The sequence below is a fragment of the Rhodohalobacter barkolensis genome (assembly GCF_002834295.1).
Taxonomy (GTDB): domain Bacteria; phylum Bacteroidota; class Rhodothermia; order Balneolales; family Balneolaceae; genus Rhodohalobacter; species Rhodohalobacter barkolensis.
The window spans coordinates 1244748-1261937 of record NZ_PISP01000001.1; the positions used below are offsets into that span (position 1 = coordinate 1244748).

The following is a 17190-nucleotide window of genomic DNA, read 5'->3' on the forward strand; positions in this document are numbered from 1 at the left end:
AAAATATACTTTCACCAGGAATACCTATGGACCTGTATGAAGCGCAAATATCGAACCCGGATCTGTTTCAACAATTTTCGTTGAAAGACACACTTTTTTTGCATTATTCCTGCCCTCAGAGAGAAAAAGTTCTGCAACTCTATTCTAAGTACATTCAGTTTAATTTTACTCTGAGCGGGAAACGAATTCTGAAACAGGGAAGTGACAGATGGGTGGCTAACCCGGATAACGGTTTAATCATCAAAAAGTGTGCTTTTATGCAGGAATTACCAGACGATTACGAAGGATGGGATGTGCTTATTTTTTACCTGAGAGATAACTATCTCAGATCCTTATTTGAAGAATTCAGACCGCATTTATCCCTGACAGACTTGCCGGAGCCAAATAAAATTATGTTTGAACCATTTGCAATTGACGAGCACATCAGAAATGGTTATCAAAGTTTTATACCCTACATCCTCGAGAATAAAACTCTGCCAGACAACGTATTTGAAAACAAATTCAAAGAATTACTTTTCAACATTTTATCCCACCCGCAGAACAAACACATACTGGCATACATCCAAAGGATTACAGAACACTATCAGGCTGCAATTTGGGAGGTCATGGAGGCCAATTACATGTATGATTTAAAAATCCAGGACTTCGCAAATATTGCCAATCGAAGCTTATCCACGTTCAAACGGGAATTTAAAAAGCATTACAAAACTTCTCCCGGAAAATGGCTCACAGACAGACGTCTAAAAAGAGCAGAAAGTATGTTGCGTTCCGGAAATAAATCCATCAGTGAAGTGGCCTTTGATTGCGGATTTAAAAATTCGTCGCACTTCAGCAGAGTGTTCAGGGAAAAATTCAGCCTCTCTCCTTCCCAGTATCAGAAAAACTGGACCAATAAGTAAAGATTTTGAACTTCTGAGTAAAACCTGAATCTCAGGAATCTATTATGTTGCGTTTAGGCAGTTTACACGTCACAGACACTTTCTGCGATAAAACAGATGGTTGATTTTAGTTTGTATCTCTCTGTGATACGTAATCTGAAACACTAAAACTTCTAATCCTGATTGTGATGAACACTTTATTTAAAATTTTTCTTATATGGACCCTGCTCTTCAGTTTGGGACTCACGACACTTCAGGCTCAATCTTCAGATGGTATTATGACAGAATACCCCGAAGAACAAGCTGAAATATTGCAAACATGGGATGAAATTGTTGAAAGCATTAAAGCCGGCGACATAGATAAATTAATCTCATTTCATGCGTACGGCCCTAAGTTTACTGAGTTTAAACAGGGCGCACCCCGAAACGGCGGAGAGGAAAACGAGGCCTTTGAACGAGGAGTATTTGGAAGTGTACAGGAAGTTGTAAAAATGGACGGAAATGATATGAAGGTGGCGGTTTATTATGGGAATGTAGCCGTTGTAACGTTTCATTCAGATTTTCATTTACAGTTTGAAGATGAGATGGCCGTGGTGAATGACCAGATCAGTCTGGTGTTTGTTAAAAACAGTTCGGGTGATTGGAAAATTGTGCATGAGCATCACTCCCCTCTGAATGCGGGGTAAAAATGTAACCATAAAAATAGACCTCCAAGCGTTGCCGGTGCGATGGTACAAGCTGAGTTTTCCGGTAAGAGTTTTTCCGGTATGATTACTCTGCAAAACGGCCTCTCTCTCGTTTCTTTAAGGCGAGTTCAAATTCCGGCACGTTGACCGATGTTTCGGGTGTATGGAGAAGAGGCTGAAAAAGAAGGTACTTTGCATAGAATTTTACAACCTAGCCAATTATTTCTCCTTCCCAATCAAAATAATGAGCGCTGGGTTTCAATTGAGCGTTTTTTATAGAACGAAGAGGATCAATATCAATCATTAACATGAATGGGTGATAAACAGAATTTCAAGACAAAAAACCAATACAGTAATCCTGAGAGAATTCGTCACGCGATTACAGATTAAACAGGCACACAATGTGCCAACACGACAACAACAAACAAGGAGAAACCATGAAACCACTCAATATTATACCCTTAATACTCATAGCAGGCCTTATTTTTGGGTGCGAATCAACCACTTCAAGCACTGAAGATACTGAGGATCCTTCACCTGAAGATGTTTTAAAGAAAGAATACCAGGATGAACAAGCTGAAATTTTACAAACATGGGACGAAATTGTAGAAAGCGTAGAAGAAGGTGATATAGACAAATTAATTTCATTCCATGGTTACGGCCCAAAGTTTACTGAATTTAAACAGGGTGCACCCCGCAATGGCGAAGAGCAGAACGAAGCTTTTGAACGCGGAGTTTTTGGAAGCGTTACAGAAGTTGTAAAAATGGACGCGAATGAAATGAAAATTGCGGTTTATTATGAGAATGTAGCCATTGTGACCTTCCATTCTGATTTTCATTTGATGTTTGGAGAAGACCTTGCTGTTATCAATGAGCAGGAAACCTTAGTGTTTGTCAAAACGGAAAATGGTGAATGGAAAATTGTGCACGAGCATCATGCACCTCTGAATGCGGAGTAACAAAAATTTTTGTTTACACCAGACCTTACAGCGTCCGAAGGTCTTGTCAGCATCTTTCAGTGCATCAAACAAATAATACCAATATTCACCTAACCAACCACAATCATTATGAAACCAGACATAGCAGTCAGCAGTTTAGAAGAGAAACTGAACGGAGAGATCATCCTCCCAGATGATGATAATTACGATGAAGCGCGTGCAGTCTACAACGGAATGATCGACAAACACCCCGCACTCATTGTGAAGTGTAAAGATGCAGATGATGTAAAAGCAGCCGTAAATTTTGCCCGAAAAGAAGGAATGGAGGTGTCTATTCGCGGAGGCGGACACAGCGGCCCCGGTCTTGCATTGGTGGATAACGGGATGGTGATTGATCTGTCTCCTATGAAAGCTATTCACGTTGATCCCGAGAATAAAACAGCCAGAGTTGAACCCGGATGTACAACCGGAGAGGTTGATGCCGCCACTCATGAATATGGCCTGGCAACGGTAACCGGAATTATATCAAATACGGGTATCGGCGGACTCACTCTCGGGGGCGGCCACGGATATCTGACCCGTAAATATGGCCTCACCATTGATAATCTCCTCAGCGCTGATGTGGTACTTGCCGATGGAAAACTTGTCCACGCAAATGAGAAAGAAAATGCAGACCTGTTCTGGGCGCTGCGCGGCGGCGGCGGTAACTTCGGAGTCGTCACATGTTTTGAGTACCGGCTTCACCCCGTAAAAAATGTGATTGCCGGTCCGATGTTCTGGCCTATCGATCAGCTTGAAACCACATTAAAATGGTACCGCGACTGGCTCCCTGAAATGCCGGACGATGTGTACGCATTTTTTCTTATAACAGAGGTAGCCTCTGCAGATCCTTTTCCGGAGGAGATACAGGGAGAATTAGTTTGTGGTCTTTTATGGTGTTATACGGGACATGAGGATCAATTTGAAAACTATCTACAGCAGGCTCGTAATGCTTCCAAACCGCTTTTTGAATTTACCGGTGAGATGCCCTATACCGCTCTCCAAACCATGTTCGACGGTTTTTTCCCGCCCGGTTATCAATGGTACTGGAAAGGCGATTTTGTGCGCGAAATAAGCAATGAAGCAATCAAAGAACATGTGCGGTTCGCCAATATACCAACCCCTCTCTCCACCATGCATCTCTATCCGGTGGATGGTGCTGCACACGAGGTTGGAAGTGATGAAACTGCCTGGAATAAGCGTGATGCCCAGTGGTCGATGGTTATCGTGGGTGTAGATCCCGATCCTGAAAATACTGATAAAATTAAAACCTGGGCCCGGGATTACTGGAAAGCCGTTCACCCTCACACGCTTGGCGGGTCATATATCAATTTTATGATGGAAGAGGGACAGGATCGTGTAGAAGCCTCATACGGTGATAATTACAAACGCCTGCAGAAAGTAAAAGCCAAGTATGATCCGGATAATTTTTTCCATGTGAATCAGAATATCAAACCGAAATAGTCATGTCTGCAAAACAGTTGATCCGTTTATTCGCGATTCTCTTCATCCTGTTTTTCCATAACATGGAAGTTAGATCACAGACTGTGATAACAGGTGTTGTAATCGAAGAAAGCGGATCAACGTTGCCCGGGGCAAATGTACTTTTACTGCTACCTTCAGATTCTGCTTTAGTGAAGGGAACCGTAACTGACAATGCAGGGTATTTTGAGCTAAATAATATTGATCCGGGTCGGTATTTACTATCTGTATCCATGATCGGATTCCGGCGATACTATTCTCCAGCTTTCGAGGTAAACCAAAACTCAATAGAATTTGACACAATCACTCTGCAGGTTTCCCTTGAACAGATGGAAGAGGTAGACGTTACAGCCCGACGGCCTCTGTTTGAGCAGAAGATCGACCGGCTTGTGGTAAATGTTCAAAGCAGTATAACTTCGTCCGGCAGTTCCGTGCTACAGGTTCTGGAAAAGTCGCCCGGAGTTCAGGTAAACCGGCAGAGCAACACCATCTCCCTGAGTGGTAAGTCCGGTGTTCGGGTGATGATTAATGATAAGCTTGTGAGGCTGCCCATCGACGCAGTTGTACAGATGCTGAATGGAATGAGCGCCGCAAATATTGAGCAGATTGAATTAATCACCACGCCTCCGGCCAGATATGATGCAGAAGGAGATGCGGGCATCATCCATATCAAAATGACGGAGTTTTCAGAAATGGGAACCACAGGCACAGTGGGGATAAATGCAGGCTATAACTATGCAGAAACGCTCGGCGGTAATTTTAATATCAGCCGCCGGGTGGACAAACTTGCCATGTTCCTGGATTATACCATCAACTACGACCGTACACAAAACAATTGGAATAATGAGCGATCCCTGGAAACGAATAATTTTATTGAAGAAGTAAGAATGGAGAACATCCGAAAGCCATCAATAAGTAATCAAAATGCCCGAATGGGATTAGAATATAAGGTGGGACAAAAAACTACCGCCGGACTCTTACTTGAAGGAAATCAAAGGCATTGGAAAACCCGGGATCTTTCAGAAAATTTTAGGAGTTTTAATCCTTCTTCAAGCCTGCTTACTGAAATGTCCGTTCGTGAAACCAACCGGTGGAAGGATGGTATGATAAATCTTAGTCTTGATCATACTTTCAAAAAAAATCGGTCACTGCATTTTGATGCGGATTATCTCTACTACAAAAATGACAACCCCTCTTTCTATGTGAACAGTTTCGTAGAGGGAGATATATCCAGGTTGGAAAATGAAAGTATAGATGTTGAAAAAGAAACTCCCATACACATCCGGGTTGTAAAACTGGATTATATACACGAACTGTCAGACAAATTCACCATAGAAACAGGTGCCAAGGGTGCATTATCAGATTTTAGAAATACGGTAAGTGTGTTGAATCTCATTCAAAATGACTGGATTGTGAACGATACATTTTCTCAGAATGCCAACCTATCAGAAAAAACGGGAGCGCTCTATCTTTCAGGAAGCTGGAAACCCGGAGAAACTGTCGGTGTGAATGCAGGATTGCGTTATGAGTATACGGATCGGTTATTGAGCACTCCCGACAGCCACGGGCTTGTAGATTTACAGGGTGGCTATCTATTCCCCACCCTTTTTATTCAGAAAAGCTTTCCAAATGAAAACAGTGTTGGTTTTTCGTATTCCCGAAGAATTACCCGGCCAAACTTTAATGATCTTGCACCTTTTGTGTTCTTTTTGGATCCCAATACGTTCCTATCGGGCAATCCTGACCTAAACCCTGCAGTAAGTGATGCGCTGAAAATGGATTACAATCATAAGCAGTTTCTACTCTCACTTCAATACAGCTATACGAAAGATGGAATTGTATCCTTTCAGCCTGAGGTCAATCAAAATACGAATGAGCAAGTTTACAAAACACAAAATCTAAACTATTTCCGAACCTATGCTATTAACACCAGCCTGCCGTTTTATTTTACCACCTGGTGGGAGATGCGAACGAACGTATCCGGGCAGTATCAGGTATTCAGAACCGCCCATATGGATGAGAATCAAACCCAGGATATGTACAGTTACTCCGCTAATATCACCAATATGATTGACATGCAGCGGGATTTTTCACTTGAAATTTCAGGATATTACCAATCCAAAAGGTCTGCAGGATTACTACATTTTAAACCACAGGGAGCATTAAATGTCGGCATTCAAAAAAGAGTAGCATCAGACCGGGGAACAATACGGCTTTCGGCGGATGATCTTTTTTACACAGATTTAATGAGATACAGTACAAATATCCCAAGCGTGAATCTGGATAGCCATGGCGTATATGATTATGGTTCACGAAATATTAAGCTGACCTTCACCTGGAATTTCGGGAATAGTAAAATCGAATCCATAAATATGAGTACCGGCTCTGAAGAAGAGCAGAGCAGGGTTACAAATTGAACGAAAGATTTGACCAAATCGCCTGATTACTGTTGAATTTTTCAACCGGTGCACTATCCTCTCTCAACTGCACTAAAACCATCAGGCACATTAAAATAACCAATCTGGTTACCGTTATTATTTATCTGGTCAAAACAAATGGAACAAATGGTGTATATTTTCATACGACTTCCTGAAACACGATTTTAATTTAAAACAGACACGAATGAAAAATTTCAAATTGGGACTCATTTTAGCTTCAGCATTCTTTCTTTATGCGTGTGGCAGCCCGGAGCAGAACGAACAGACTCAGGCAGACGAAATGAACGATGTGCAGCTGATCAATGAATCAGATTCACTATCAAATGAATTATCTGCTGCGAGCGATTCAGTAGAACAAAAAATGGTCGAGTTAGAAACGACTTTAGAAAATTTGAATAATTAATAACCTGCACCAGAACTTACTATACAATGAAATATTTATCACAAATTAGCCTATTGACGTTTTCACTGATTTTCATGGCATCCACTGTGGTTATTGCTCAAAACAATGACAGAGGTAATAGAGGTAACAGTGAAGACAGAGGGAAGATCGAGAAAAAAGAGAATCGGCAAGCCGATAGTTTGGATGTTCGTCAAGATAGTGTCAACCGTAACGCTGATTCCGTTAGAGCCCAGAACAACAGAGCAAACCGGCAGGCAGACAGTCTGAAAAGAAAACGCGGAAATGCACCGAATCAGGATAATAACGGCCAAGGAAATGCATACGGCAGAGACAAAGGAGATATGACCGGTCGTGAGTTTGGACAAGCACGTGCTGCGGCAGCCCGGAATTTGAATAATGAAGTTGAACGAATGGAAAACAACATCATTACAGCAGAAGAAACGGTTAGCCGAGCCAGAACTGAAATTGAGCAGGCAGAAGAGAGCGTTGAAGAAGAACAGAATGAAGAACGTCGTCAAACGCGGATAGAGCAGATTGAAAAAGCCAAAGAGCAGTTATCAGACCTGGAACAAGTGATCCAAAGAGAGAAAGAAAAAGTGCAGAATGCCCGCAAGAAACTGGAAGAGATTTTTAACGAAAATGCTCCCGGAACCAGTTCCGACACAAATGAAGAGAACGAAGAGATAGAATCAGATGAAGAGTAAGAAAGGCTGACTTTTTTTATGACTTAAAAATCCTAAACCTGACAGTTTTTGCAATCTGTCAGGTTTTTTTATCTACCCAGCTTATCTACATTCTTTAACATCACCAGATCATACACCGCATGAGCAATCATCGCTGAGATTAATCCGGTTGTTTCGAATAGAATTCCCAGCAGCATACTCAGGGCAAACATCATCACACCAAACAGAATGTGCCCAAATGATGTAAACTTAAAGTAGCCGTGTATTGCAATGAAAAGGATTGAAGTAGCCCAGATGCCAATAATTGGCTGAATGGCCCCTCTAAATAAGATCTCCTCACCTGCACCGGCAAAAAGTGAGATTTGTACCCTGTCGAAAGATGAAAATCGCGTGTTAGCTATCACCCTGAACAGCGCATAATCATTAAGAACATCGGCAATTGGGGATTTAGCGGAGAGTTGCATAACAACAAGCGCAGCTACTACACCTACCCCCAAACCCACAACTACCTGAACAGGTATAGAGTAGCCGTGTTCAAACAGGGTCCAAATACTGCCATCATGAAGAAAATAGATCAATACCAAAGAGAGAACAATGTAGAAAAGGAAGGAGAGCAGTGACATTCCCAGCAAGTTTTTACCGGTGAGATCTTCCCCCATTTGAACCTCTTTTTCCTCTTCCATACTTATAAATCCTTATAATGCTTTCAGTTTGATTTTATACCAATTCCTTTCATCTTGAAACAAACGACTTAAAATACAGATATCAATCTCTGAATCAATTCATTAAACAAACAAAAAAATGAGCAAAGCAATTAAATTTGGACTGGGCGGAATTCTGGCAATCTTATTAATCGGTTTTTTAGTACTCACACTTTCCGTCGACTCCATTGTAAAATCAGGAATAGAAAGCGTTGGGTCTGAGATGACAGGAACTGCCGTTACCGTAGAACGGGTTTCCATCTCCCCTTTCTCGGGCAGTGGTACCATTAGTGGTTTCAGGGTAGAAAATCCGGAAGACTTTGGTGAAGAATACGCATTGGAAATTGATGATTTTAGCATCGAATTAAACATCCGTTCACTTTTTTCGGATGAAATCGTTGTTCATGATATTGAAGTAACCTCCCCCTCAGTTTATGTAGAACAGAAGATGCCGGAAAACAATCTTCGTATTATTATGGATCATATTGAGTCAACTTCATCCGATGAAGCTTCAGAGAAAGCTCTTGTGATTGAGCACTTTATCATGACGAATGGAAGTGCCGACTTGTACACAGAGGTTGGCGGTGAGAGATCAGCCCGTGTCGAAATCGCAGAAATTGAATTAAACGACATTGGCCGTGGTGGCGAGAGGCAAGCTGTTGAAAATGTGATCCGGGAGATTGCTGATGCAATTGTTGATCAATCCTTACGGGCTGCAGCCCAAAGCGGTGCTGAACAGATTCAGGATGCTATTCAAGACTTCTTAAATTGATCGGAAATTCCATCCGTCACTAGTTCCATTACGGGGCAAATATAACTAAGAAAAAAGGCGGAAACTATAGTGTATCCGCCTTTAAACTATCTATGATTCGTTACATTTATAAATCAACTTAATCACGTAGATTTTGAAGTTGAAAACCTGCTTTTTCTGATCCCACGCGAATTGTGAAAGATCCCTCTTCCAGAATCGGTTTGCCATCAAAGTCAGGGTAACTCAAATGTTCTGTCGGATCTATAGTCAATGTCAGTTCTTTCGATTCACCCGGTTCAAGTGTAACCCGTTCAAAATGAATCAACTCCTTAATCGGCCTTGAAATCCGTCCAACCTCGTCCGTCAAATACCATAGGATCGTTTCTGTACCTACACGATCTCCATCGTTGGTCACAGTAATTTTAGCCGTTAATTGTTCATTCTCACTGAGTTCAGAATCGCTCAGTTCAAGATTGTCGTAGGCGTATTTGGTATAACTTAATCCAAAACCAAACTCCCAAAAAGTTGAGGCTTCACTATCCACTACAATGTCATTGGCGATGGTTTCATCAAAATAGTAAGCTGCACTCGGTTTATGATTGTATGGAATAAAGTGTCCGGCAAATTGTGGATATGAAAATGGCAATTTTCCGCTTGGATTTACCTGACCGCTAATAACATGTGCAATTGCACGGGCACCTTCAAAACCGGGAAGTCCGGCCCAAATGATTGAATTCGTATCATGCACAATTTCATTAATTACCCTGGGGCGTCCGGCAACTAAAACAAGAACCGAAGGCTTTTTTGTAGCATGTACAGCTTTGATCATCTCCAGTTGATCTTCCGGTAGATTTAAATCCGTAATATTGCCGACAAATTCAGTGTAGGGCTCCTCCCCTGCTGCTATTATGATTGCATCTGCAGTATTTGCAGCTTCATTAAATTCTGTTCGGGTTTGGGACCCTTCCTCTCCGATCGTCTCCATGCTGATAACCTCCGAATCCGGGAACTCATCTCGCAGAGCATCTGCTATCGTTTTCATGGATTCCGGGTATCTCTCCTCCGATCCACCCTGCCAGGCCAACGTCCAGCCACCGGCAAGATTCCTTTTATTCTCAGCCGTAGGTCCAACTACCAGCAGCTTTTCTACACTTTTAGAAAGTGGCAAAACATTATCATCATTTCTTAATAGCACCATCGATTCCTGTGCCGCCTTCAGTGCTTCACCTCTGTGAGAATCACTGCCAATTTCATCCAGTGATTCACCCGACGGATATGGATGCTCGAACAGACCCAGTTCAAATTTTAACTTCAAAATTCGTCTGACTGATTCGTTCAGTCGTTCTTCTGTTACCAATCCATCATTGACCAATTTTAACAGGCTCTTGTTGAAATTCAGCGAATTCGGCGTCATGCTCATATCAATTCCGGCATCGATTGCCTGCAGTGTAGCCTCATCATAATCACGGGCTGTTTTGTGAAAATTGTAAAGCTTTCCAATATCAGCCCAATCCGTAACAATGACACCCTCGAATCCCATCTCATCTCTGAGCAGATCTGTGAGCAACTCTTTGGAAGCGTGCACCGGAATTCCGTTCACCTCCCCACTGTTCAACATCATCGTTTTCATACCGGCATCTATAGCTGCTTGAAATGATGGCCGATGGAACTCATGGATAGTCTGCATCGACAGGTCAACAGGCGTTCGATCCCAGCCGGACCTGGGCACTGAGTATCCCAGAAAATGTTTACCGGTTGCAGCTAATTTATACGGGAAAGAATCGTGGTCGGCTTGAAATCCCTCAACATAAGACCTGCCCATTTCGGATAGCAGATGCGGATCCTCTCCGTAGGTTTCGTAAAATCGTGGCCAATATGGATTTTGTCCCAGATCTAAAACAGGTGCGAAATTCCACACATGTCCTAACGGTCCCGACTCTTTAGCCGTGATTTGTCCATTTTGAGCGGCATGTTCTGTATTAAAAGTAGCCCCGATATTGATATTATGAGGAAAGATCGTACTGCCATCAACATAACTTGCTCCATGCATATGGTCTATTCCATATATGATCGGGATTCCCAGCCGGGTTTCTTCCACTGCAATTCTTTGAAGTTCGTTGATATAATCCAACCACTGCTCCGGTGGCACAGCCTCACCATTCAAAAAAGAACCAATGTGATGATTCTTCAGAAGATTTCGAGCTTTTTCAGAATCCAGGCTGACATCTCGCTGCACACCTTCATTGTTAATCATGGTGATGTTGAGCTGAGTCATCTGACCTACTTTCTCTTCAAGCGTCATTTTTGAGAGCAGATCGTCAACTCGTTCGTCAATTGTAAGGGTAGAATTTAAATAGTGCTGAGCATGAACCATTGAATTTAAACTAAGTATTAAAATCAGACTGAAGAATAATATTGCCGGGAATTTATAAATCTTTAAATGATGACAAACCGGGATAGCAGTATACATATGCATGTAGTTAATTTTTATCGATATTTAGAAAGTAATACCAACAATTTTAAATTTTCTGATTTGAGCTGAGCAACTTCAGAAATTGATGAATTTTTATCGTTCAATTGTACATTACAAAAAATAAGTGTTGATAGATTCTGAAAATCAAACCATTTATTTACGGATAAAAAAACTTCTATTTTTTCTGACTTTAAATTTACAGGATGTTGTTTCCCAAATTCAAAAGTTTTCAATAGTATTGAATAAAAAGGCACACAAGAGTTTTCATATCAGTAACTTATGTTAATACAAAATCCACTCTTTGTTTTGTTTGATGAAGCGTCTAATAATCAAATACTAAAATTTACCCTCTATATAAGATATTAAGGTCTAAAATAGTTTAATAAAAGTTTTTTTATTATTTTGGATTATTGCTTCTAAACCAATTTTTTAAATTTAATTAATGGCGCTAATGCAGCAGTCGAAATTAAATATTGTGCCCGGTTTTAAAAAAATGGAGCCTGCTAAATCAACATACCATAAATTTGATTTGAAAAACCTTTGGGAAAAAGTGTTGTCAGGTGATAAAGATGCACTGGGCAGACTTTTCAATCAGTGTTTCGACTCTCTCTATGGTTACGGATATCGAATTACCCCTGATTCAGAAAATGTTAGGGATGCCATTCAGGAAATCTTTTTCCAGGTTTGGAAGTATCGTAAAAACCTTTCCGTGCCCGACTCTGTAGAAGCCTACCTTTTTATCTCTTTGCGGCGTGAATTACTTAATAAAAAAAAAGCCTCTCAGCGAAGGGATGACATAGATAACAAATACTACCTCGAAGAGTTTGATGCACTGATCAGCTACAACAACTGGAATGAGATCCTGAACCTCGAAGAAGAGGATAGTAAAAAACTAAAGAGATCAATTGAGAACTTAACACCGCGCCAGCGAGAAGTTATCTATCTGAAATTTTATGAAGGGTTTTCAACTGAAGAACTTTCTCAAATTTTAGATCTACACGCACAGAGCATCTACAATTTGGTGTTTTCTGCTATCAATCAGTTGCGATTTTTCCTCGATAATTAACATCGCCCTCCTTCTTTTTTAAATATATAAGTACAATATATTTAATTCTTTAGACACTTCGCCTTTTCTTTTTTTAAAAAAAGTTTAAAAAATATTGAGTAGATCCGGTTTTGCATTCTCTCTTCTTAAGTAAGAGCAGTAATCAAATAACCAACAACTAACAGATGCCAAATCAGTTCTCTAAACTTTTAATGGATGACTCCTTCGTCCGATTTCTGAAAGGAAAAGCCTCAAAGGAAGAAGTTGCCTATTGGACGGATTGGATGCAGGCAAATAGCCATAATGCCCAATCTATTGAAAAAGGCAAAAAGCTATTAAATAAAGGAACTCTTAACGTACCTAAACCCAATTCCAATGACGAATTCAATCGTTTACTAAAACGAATTGAATCTCAGGATGAAATCAAATCCATAAAGAAATCGCGTAATAGATCCAGAAACTTGGTCTGGGTTACAATGGCTGCAGCTATTAGCTTACTGCTTCTTACCGGTTACCTGGCACGTAATTCTTTTTTACAGAATAGTGCTACAGAACCGGTACAAGCAGTTTCTATTGAATACAAAGAATTTGAAACGGAAACAGGTCAAAAGACTACCGTTCAGTATTCAGATGGTTCAAGTATCACCCTCAACGCAAATTCAAAAATGCGTCTCCCTCAAAGAATGGTTGAGACCGACACCATGCAGGTGTGGCTTGAAGGTGAAGCACTATTCAACATTACCCGGAAAGAAGCACCGAAATCCCGAACATTTATAGTACACACACCAGATGGAAGTATTTCCGTATTGGGTACACGATTCTCTGTTTATACCACAAGAGATCAAAGTCAGGTTGTTTTGACTGAAGGGAGTGTAAAAATCAGTGTTCAGGGCGAAGCTATAAAACCAGGGCTGGAATATATAATGACTCCGGGAGAAAAAGCGCTTTTCTCTCAACGTTCTGAAAACATTCAGGTTGAACAGGTAAATACGGAGGTGTATACGTCTTGGGCAGGCAGTAATCTGGTTTTGGATAATACTCCTCTGTCAGATTTAATTTCAAGAATCGAATTCACCTACGATGTTGAAGTGGATGTTGAAGATCAAACACTACTAGATAAAAAGCTTACAGGCAGGTTTAACAACTCTGACCTAAACTTTTTGCTTTCAGGCCTTTCCAAAATGCTTGAAGCAGATATCGATCAGCAAGAACAAACGGTTTATATCAAAGAAAAAACAGATTCAGGTAGTACTGAATAATTAATAATGACCTAAAAACTTAAGTGATATGAAAATCAAAATATCCTCCTTGTTAGTTTTGCTCATTTTCCTATTTGGCGTAAGCTCAATAGGGGCAAAGCAAACAGAACAATATGTTTCAAGTGCCGACATTACGTCACTTCAGAAACCAGATATTAAGGTAAGTTTAGAAGAAACCTTAGAGAAAATTGAAAATAATTTCGATGTAATTTTTCTATACCAATCCAATTTGGTCAATGGAAAATTTGGGTTTGAAGAAACCTTGGACGGCTCCGTGTTTGAAGTCATCGAAAGAGTTTTGAAACCGCACGATTTAGTATCTACCTATTTGGATAATCGTACGTTTGTTATTTCCGGTCTTGAAAAACCTGACATGGAAATACCGGCCGATTCTGTATTGGGAGTCGTTACGGATGCCTCTACAAACCAGACCCTACCGGGTGTTAACATTCTTGTAAAGGGAACGGTTGACCGAGGAACAACTACCGATTTTGACGGACGCTATGTATTACGATCAGTAGAACCGGAAGACACCTTACGTTTTTCATATATCGGATATCAAACATTGGAAGTTCCCGTTGATGGACGAAGTGAAATCAATGTTTCTCTTGAACCAAGTGTTTTAGAATCAGGAGAAGAAATTGTAGTAGTTGGATACGGTTCAAAGAAAAGAAGCGAAATTACAGGTTCCGTTTCCTCAGTCAGTTCAGAAACCATTGCTCAAACACCTATTCTTCGGGTTGAACAGGCATTGCAGGGTCGAACAGCCGGTGTTTTTGTTGCGAATCAATCCGGACAGCCCGGAGAAGCACCCACTATTCGAATTCGTGGTGCCGGTACAACGGGTAGTGCAGATCCGCTTTACGTAGTAGATGGAATGCCGGTGAGTGGAATTGACTACTTGAATCCCGGTTCTATTCAGTCCATTGAAGTTCTGAAAGATGCCTCATCTGCCGCCATTTACGGTGCTCGTGCAGCTAACGGCGTAGTTTTAATCTCTACAAAATCAGGTCGACCGGATGAAACAAATGTTACTTACGAAGGTTATGCCGGTGTTCAGAATCCATGGAAAAAAATTAATGTGCTGGATGCTCGTCAGTATATGATGATGATGAATGAAGGTGCTGCCGCTGCCGGCATAACCATGCCATTCCCTACCAATCCTGAAGTATCGGGCGGAACCGATTGGCAGGAAGCCGTATTTAATGACAATGCACCAATGACGAATCATCAGATTACCATTTCCGGTGGGAATGAAAGAACTCAATATTTAACAGGATTTACGATTTTCTCTCAAGAAGGAATCATCGGTGGAGATAAATCACAATTTGGACGAAATACATTCAGTTTAAAACTGAATAACAGAGTAAGTGATGTGTTCCGTGTTGGAAACAGCCTCAACTTTACACGCATCAACAGAAATGCAGTTTTGAGTAATAGCGAATGGGGTTCACCGTTAAGTAATTCATTGAACATGGATCCCCTCACTCCTATCTATGAATCCGACCCAGACAGGCTAAGCACTTTTCCAAGCCATGCTGTTCAAAACGACGGAAGGGTTTTTGGAATCTCAAGATATGTAACTCAAGAGATTGTAAATCCACTGGCACGCTTAGAGGTTACACATGGAGAAACTCAGGTCGACAAGCTGGTTAATAACTTCTTTGCAGAGTACGACTTGCTTCCAAATTTAGTTGTAAAAAGTAGTTTTGGTATCGATGCAGCATTTGTAAAGGATGACAACTACGTACCGACCTACTACTTAAATTCCTCACAGAGTAACAGTGAGTCTTTAGTGAGTAAGGCAGAGAATCGATGGTACACCTGGAATCTGGAAAACACAATCACGTATCAACAGGATTTCAGAAATCACAACATTGAACTGTTAGGTGGTATTTCGGCTCAAAAAGTTCAGTTCGAAGATCTCTTTGGTGCAAAATCCAATCTGTTGATGCAAAGTCCTTCCAATGCCTGGCTCAACGTGGCTTCTGATGAAGAGTCCATGAGGGCATCAGGTGGTGCATACAGTGAAAGGTTGCTTTCTTACTTTGGCCGTGTAGACTACAATTTCTCGGACAGATACCTTCTAACGACGGTTCTTCGAGTTGACGGTTCGTCTAAATTTGGATCAAACAACAGATATGCAGTATTCCCATCTATTTCCTTAGGATGGATTATGAGCAATGAATCGTTCATGGATGATTATGACAGTATCAACCTCTTAAAGCTTCGCGCTTCATGGGGTCAAAATGGTAATCAAAACATCGGTAACTTTGCCTATACATCTACAATAGCTACCGGTTTTGGCTATACTTTTGGAGATGAAGAGTCCTTTACCACAGGAGCGGTTCCATCCAGCGTACCGAACCCAAATCTTAAATGGGAAACCTCCGAGCAGCTGAACTTTGGTGTTGACTTAGGATTATGGCAGGATCGCCTGATCGTAAAAGCAGATTACTATCAAAAAGATACCAAGGGATTGCTTGTGAGAGCTCCTATCCCCGGCCATGTTGGTAATAACGCTCCGATTATTAACGGTGGTAGTGTTACAAACGAAGGTTTTGAGTTTAGCGTCGATTATCGAAACTACAGAAATGAATTCAACTACAATGTTGGGCTCAACTTTGCACTGAATAAAAATGAAGTAACCCATATTGGAAATGCCGAAGGAGTAATTGTAGGTACCGGTTTTGCCACATATGGTATTGTTACTCGTGCGGAAGAAGGGTTCCCAATTGGATATTTCTGGGGCTACGAAACCGATGGAATCTTCCAAACCCAGGATGAAGTAAATTCCTATACAAATGGTGAAGGAGATCTGATTCAGCCACAAGCCCGACCGGGTGATGTACGCTTTGCTGATCTTAATGGCGACGGGCGAATCGATGATGCTGACCGAACCATGATTGGTAATCCAACTCCCGACTTAACATTCGGGATGAATTTTGGAGCCAACTACAAGCAGTTCGAAATGTCAGTCTTTATGCAGGGAACGCTGGGTAACGAAATTTTCAATGCCACAAGGCGTCATGATCTGACCACTACGAATATGCCTGCCTCCTATCTGGAACGCTGGACAGGTCCCGGTACTTCCAACGATCTGCCACGATTTACCTGGAATGACAGTAATGGAAACTGGTCGAAAATATCAGATCTGTACGTGGAAGATGGGTCCTACCTGAGAGTTAAGAATGTACAGTTAGGGTACTTCATCCCGAACAACATTTTGCAGGGGATAAACTTGCAACAGGCGAAAATTTATGTATCTGCAGAGAACTTGTTTACGGTTACAGGATACAGCGGATTTGATCCGGAAATTGGATCAGCATCAGCCCTCAGTGTAGGTGTAGACCGCGGTGTATATCCGCAGGCCCGTAGTTACAGAATCGGTGTCAACATTACATTTTAATCGTA

General features: G+C 41.3%; 13 protein-coding genes. 11 read left to right on the top strand and 2 right to left on the bottom strand.

Annotation, left to right across the window (positions count from 1 at the left end):
- The first annotated feature begins 26 nt into the window (after positions 1-26).
- The 7 genes from CWD77_RS05160 (at position 27) to CWD77_RS05190 (ending at position 7568) form a co-directional block, all read left to right on the top strand.
- The gene (locus CWD77_RS05160; protein ID WP_101072140.1) at positions 27-899 is read left to right on the top strand and encodes a helix-turn-helix transcriptional regulator; all 873 of its coding nucleotides are present in this window, start codon (positions 27-29) and stop codon (positions 897-899) included.
- Positions 900-1066: 167 nt separating this feature from the next.
- Positions 1067-1564, top strand: coding sequence for a YybH family protein (locus CWD77_RS05165; protein ID WP_101072141.1), 498 nt, complete (start codon positions 1067-1069; stop codon positions 1562-1564).
- Between the two features lie 437 nt (positions 1565-2001).
- Positions 2002-2523 (top strand): YybH family protein, encoded by a 522-nt coding sequence (locus tag CWD77_RS05170; RefSeq protein WP_101072947.1) that lies wholly within the window; start codon positions 2002-2004, stop codon positions 2521-2523.
- A 108-nt stretch (positions 2524-2631) separates the two neighbouring features.
- Positions 2632-4005 carry an FAD-binding oxidoreductase gene (locus CWD77_RS05175; RefSeq protein WP_206017945.1) on the top strand — a complete coding sequence of 458 codons (1374 nt, stop codon included), beginning with the start codon at positions 2632-2634 and terminating at the stop codon, positions 4003-4005.
- Between the two features lie 2 nt (positions 4006-4007).
- Positions 4008-6440, top strand: a complete 2433-nt coding sequence (locus CWD77_RS05180) for an outer membrane beta-barrel family protein (RefSeq protein WP_101072142.1) — start codon at positions 4008-4010, stop codon at positions 6438-6440.
- 205 nt (positions 6441-6645) lie between these two features.
- Positions 6646-6864 carry a hypothetical protein gene (locus tag CWD77_RS05185; protein ID WP_101072143.1) on the top strand — a complete coding sequence of 73 codons (219 nt, stop codon included), beginning with the start codon at positions 6646-6648 and terminating at the stop codon, positions 6862-6864.
- Between the two features lie 26 nt (positions 6865-6890).
- Positions 6891-7568 carry a hypothetical protein gene (locus tag CWD77_RS05190; RefSeq protein WP_133120187.1) on the top strand — a complete coding sequence of 226 codons (678 nt, stop codon included), beginning with the start codon at positions 6891-6893 and terminating at the stop codon, positions 7566-7568.
- A 68-nt stretch (positions 7569-7636) separates the two neighbouring features.
- On the opposite strand, the gene CWD77_RS05195 is transcribed toward CWD77_RS05190, so the two are convergent.
- Positions 7637-8230, bottom strand: coding sequence for a CPBP family intramembrane glutamic endopeptidase (locus CWD77_RS05195; protein WP_101072145.1), 594 nt, complete (start codon positions 8228-8230; stop codon positions 7637-7639).
- Positions 8231-8348: 118 nt separating this feature from the next.
- Here CWD77_RS05195 and CWD77_RS05200 point away from each other — a divergent pair, with 118 nt between their 5' ends.
- Entirely contained in the window at positions 8349-9020 is a 672-nt protein-coding gene (locus tag CWD77_RS05200) for a DUF748 domain-containing protein (RefSeq protein ID WP_101072146.1), read from the top strand.
- 118 nt (positions 9021-9138) lie between these two features.
- Here the strand turns inward: CWD77_RS05200 and CWD77_RS05205 are convergent, their stop codons facing one another.
- Positions 9139-11469 carry a glycoside hydrolase family 3 N-terminal domain-containing protein gene (locus CWD77_RS05205; protein ID WP_165779079.1) on the bottom strand — a complete coding sequence of 777 codons (2331 nt, stop codon included), beginning with the start codon at positions 11467-11469 and terminating at the stop codon, positions 9139-9141.
- Positions 11470-11923: 454 nt separating this feature from the next.
- Here CWD77_RS05205 and CWD77_RS05215 point away from each other — a divergent pair, with 454 nt between their 5' ends.
- The 3 genes from CWD77_RS05215 (at position 11924) to CWD77_RS05225 (ending at position 17185) form a co-directional block, all read left to right on the top strand.
- A complete protein-coding gene (locus CWD77_RS05215) occupies positions 11924-12538 on the top strand; it encodes an RNA polymerase sigma factor (RefSeq protein ID WP_165779080.1) in 615 nt (204 codons plus the stop codon).
- A gap of 164 nt (positions 12539-12702) precedes the next feature.
- Positions 12703-13776, top strand: a complete 1074-nt coding sequence (locus tag CWD77_RS05220; RefSeq protein ID WP_101072150.1) for a FecR family protein — start codon at positions 12703-12705, stop codon at positions 13774-13776.
- A 28-nt stretch (positions 13777-13804) separates the two neighbouring features.
- Complete coding sequence (locus CWD77_RS05225; RefSeq protein WP_101072151.1) at positions 13805-17185, top strand: SusC/RagA family TonB-linked outer membrane protein; 3381 nt, start codon at positions 13805-13807, stop codon at positions 17183-17185.
- Positions 17186-17190: the final 5 nt, after the last annotated feature.

Excerpts from the sequence above, each read along its gene's own strand:
- CWD77_RS05160 (WP_101072140.1), top strand. The coding sequence starts at position 27 with ATGGACCTGTATGAAGCGCAAATATCGAACCCGGATCTGTTTCAACAA.
- CWD77_RS05165 (WP_101072141.1), top strand. The coding sequence starts at position 1,067 with ATGAACACTTTATTTAAAATTTTTCTTATATGGACCCTGCTCTTCAGT.
- CWD77_RS05170 (WP_101072947.1), top strand. The coding sequence starts at position 2,002 with ATGAAACCACTCAATATTATACCCTTAATACTCATAGCAGGCCTTATT.
- CWD77_RS05175 (WP_206017945.1), top strand. The coding sequence starts at position 2,632 with ATGAAACCAGACATAGCAGTCAGCAGTTTAGAAGAGAAACTGAACGGA.
- CWD77_RS05180 (WP_101072142.1), top strand. The coding sequence starts at position 4,008 with ATGTCTGCAAAACAGTTGATCCGTTTATTCGCGATTCTCTTCATCCTG.
- CWD77_RS05185 (WP_101072143.1), top strand. The coding sequence starts at position 6,646 with ATGAAAAATTTCAAATTGGGACTCATTTTAGCTTCAGCATTCTTTCTT.
- CWD77_RS05190 (WP_133120187.1), top strand. The coding sequence starts at position 6,891 with ATGAAATATTTATCACAAATTAGCCTATTGACGTTTTCACTGATTTTC.
- CWD77_RS05195 (WP_101072145.1), bottom strand. The coding sequence starts at position 8,230 with ATGGAAGAGGAAAAAGAGGTTCAAATGGGGGAAGATCTCACCGGTAAA.
- CWD77_RS05200 (WP_101072146.1), top strand. The coding sequence starts at position 8,349 with ATGAGCAAAGCAATTAAATTTGGACTGGGCGGAATTCTGGCAATCTTA.
- CWD77_RS05205 (WP_165779079.1), bottom strand. The coding sequence starts at position 11,469 with ATGTATACTGCTATCCCGGTTTGTCATCATTTAAAGATTTATAAATTC.
- CWD77_RS05215 (WP_165779080.1), top strand. The coding sequence starts at position 11,924 with ATGCAGCAGTCGAAATTAAATATTGTGCCCGGTTTTAAAAAAATGGAG.
- CWD77_RS05220 (WP_101072150.1), top strand. The coding sequence starts at position 12,703 with ATGCCAAATCAGTTCTCTAAACTTTTAATGGATGACTCCTTCGTCCGA.
- CWD77_RS05225 (WP_101072151.1), top strand. The coding sequence starts at position 13,805 with ATGAAAATCAAAATATCCTCCTTGTTAGTTTTGCTCATTTTCCTATTT.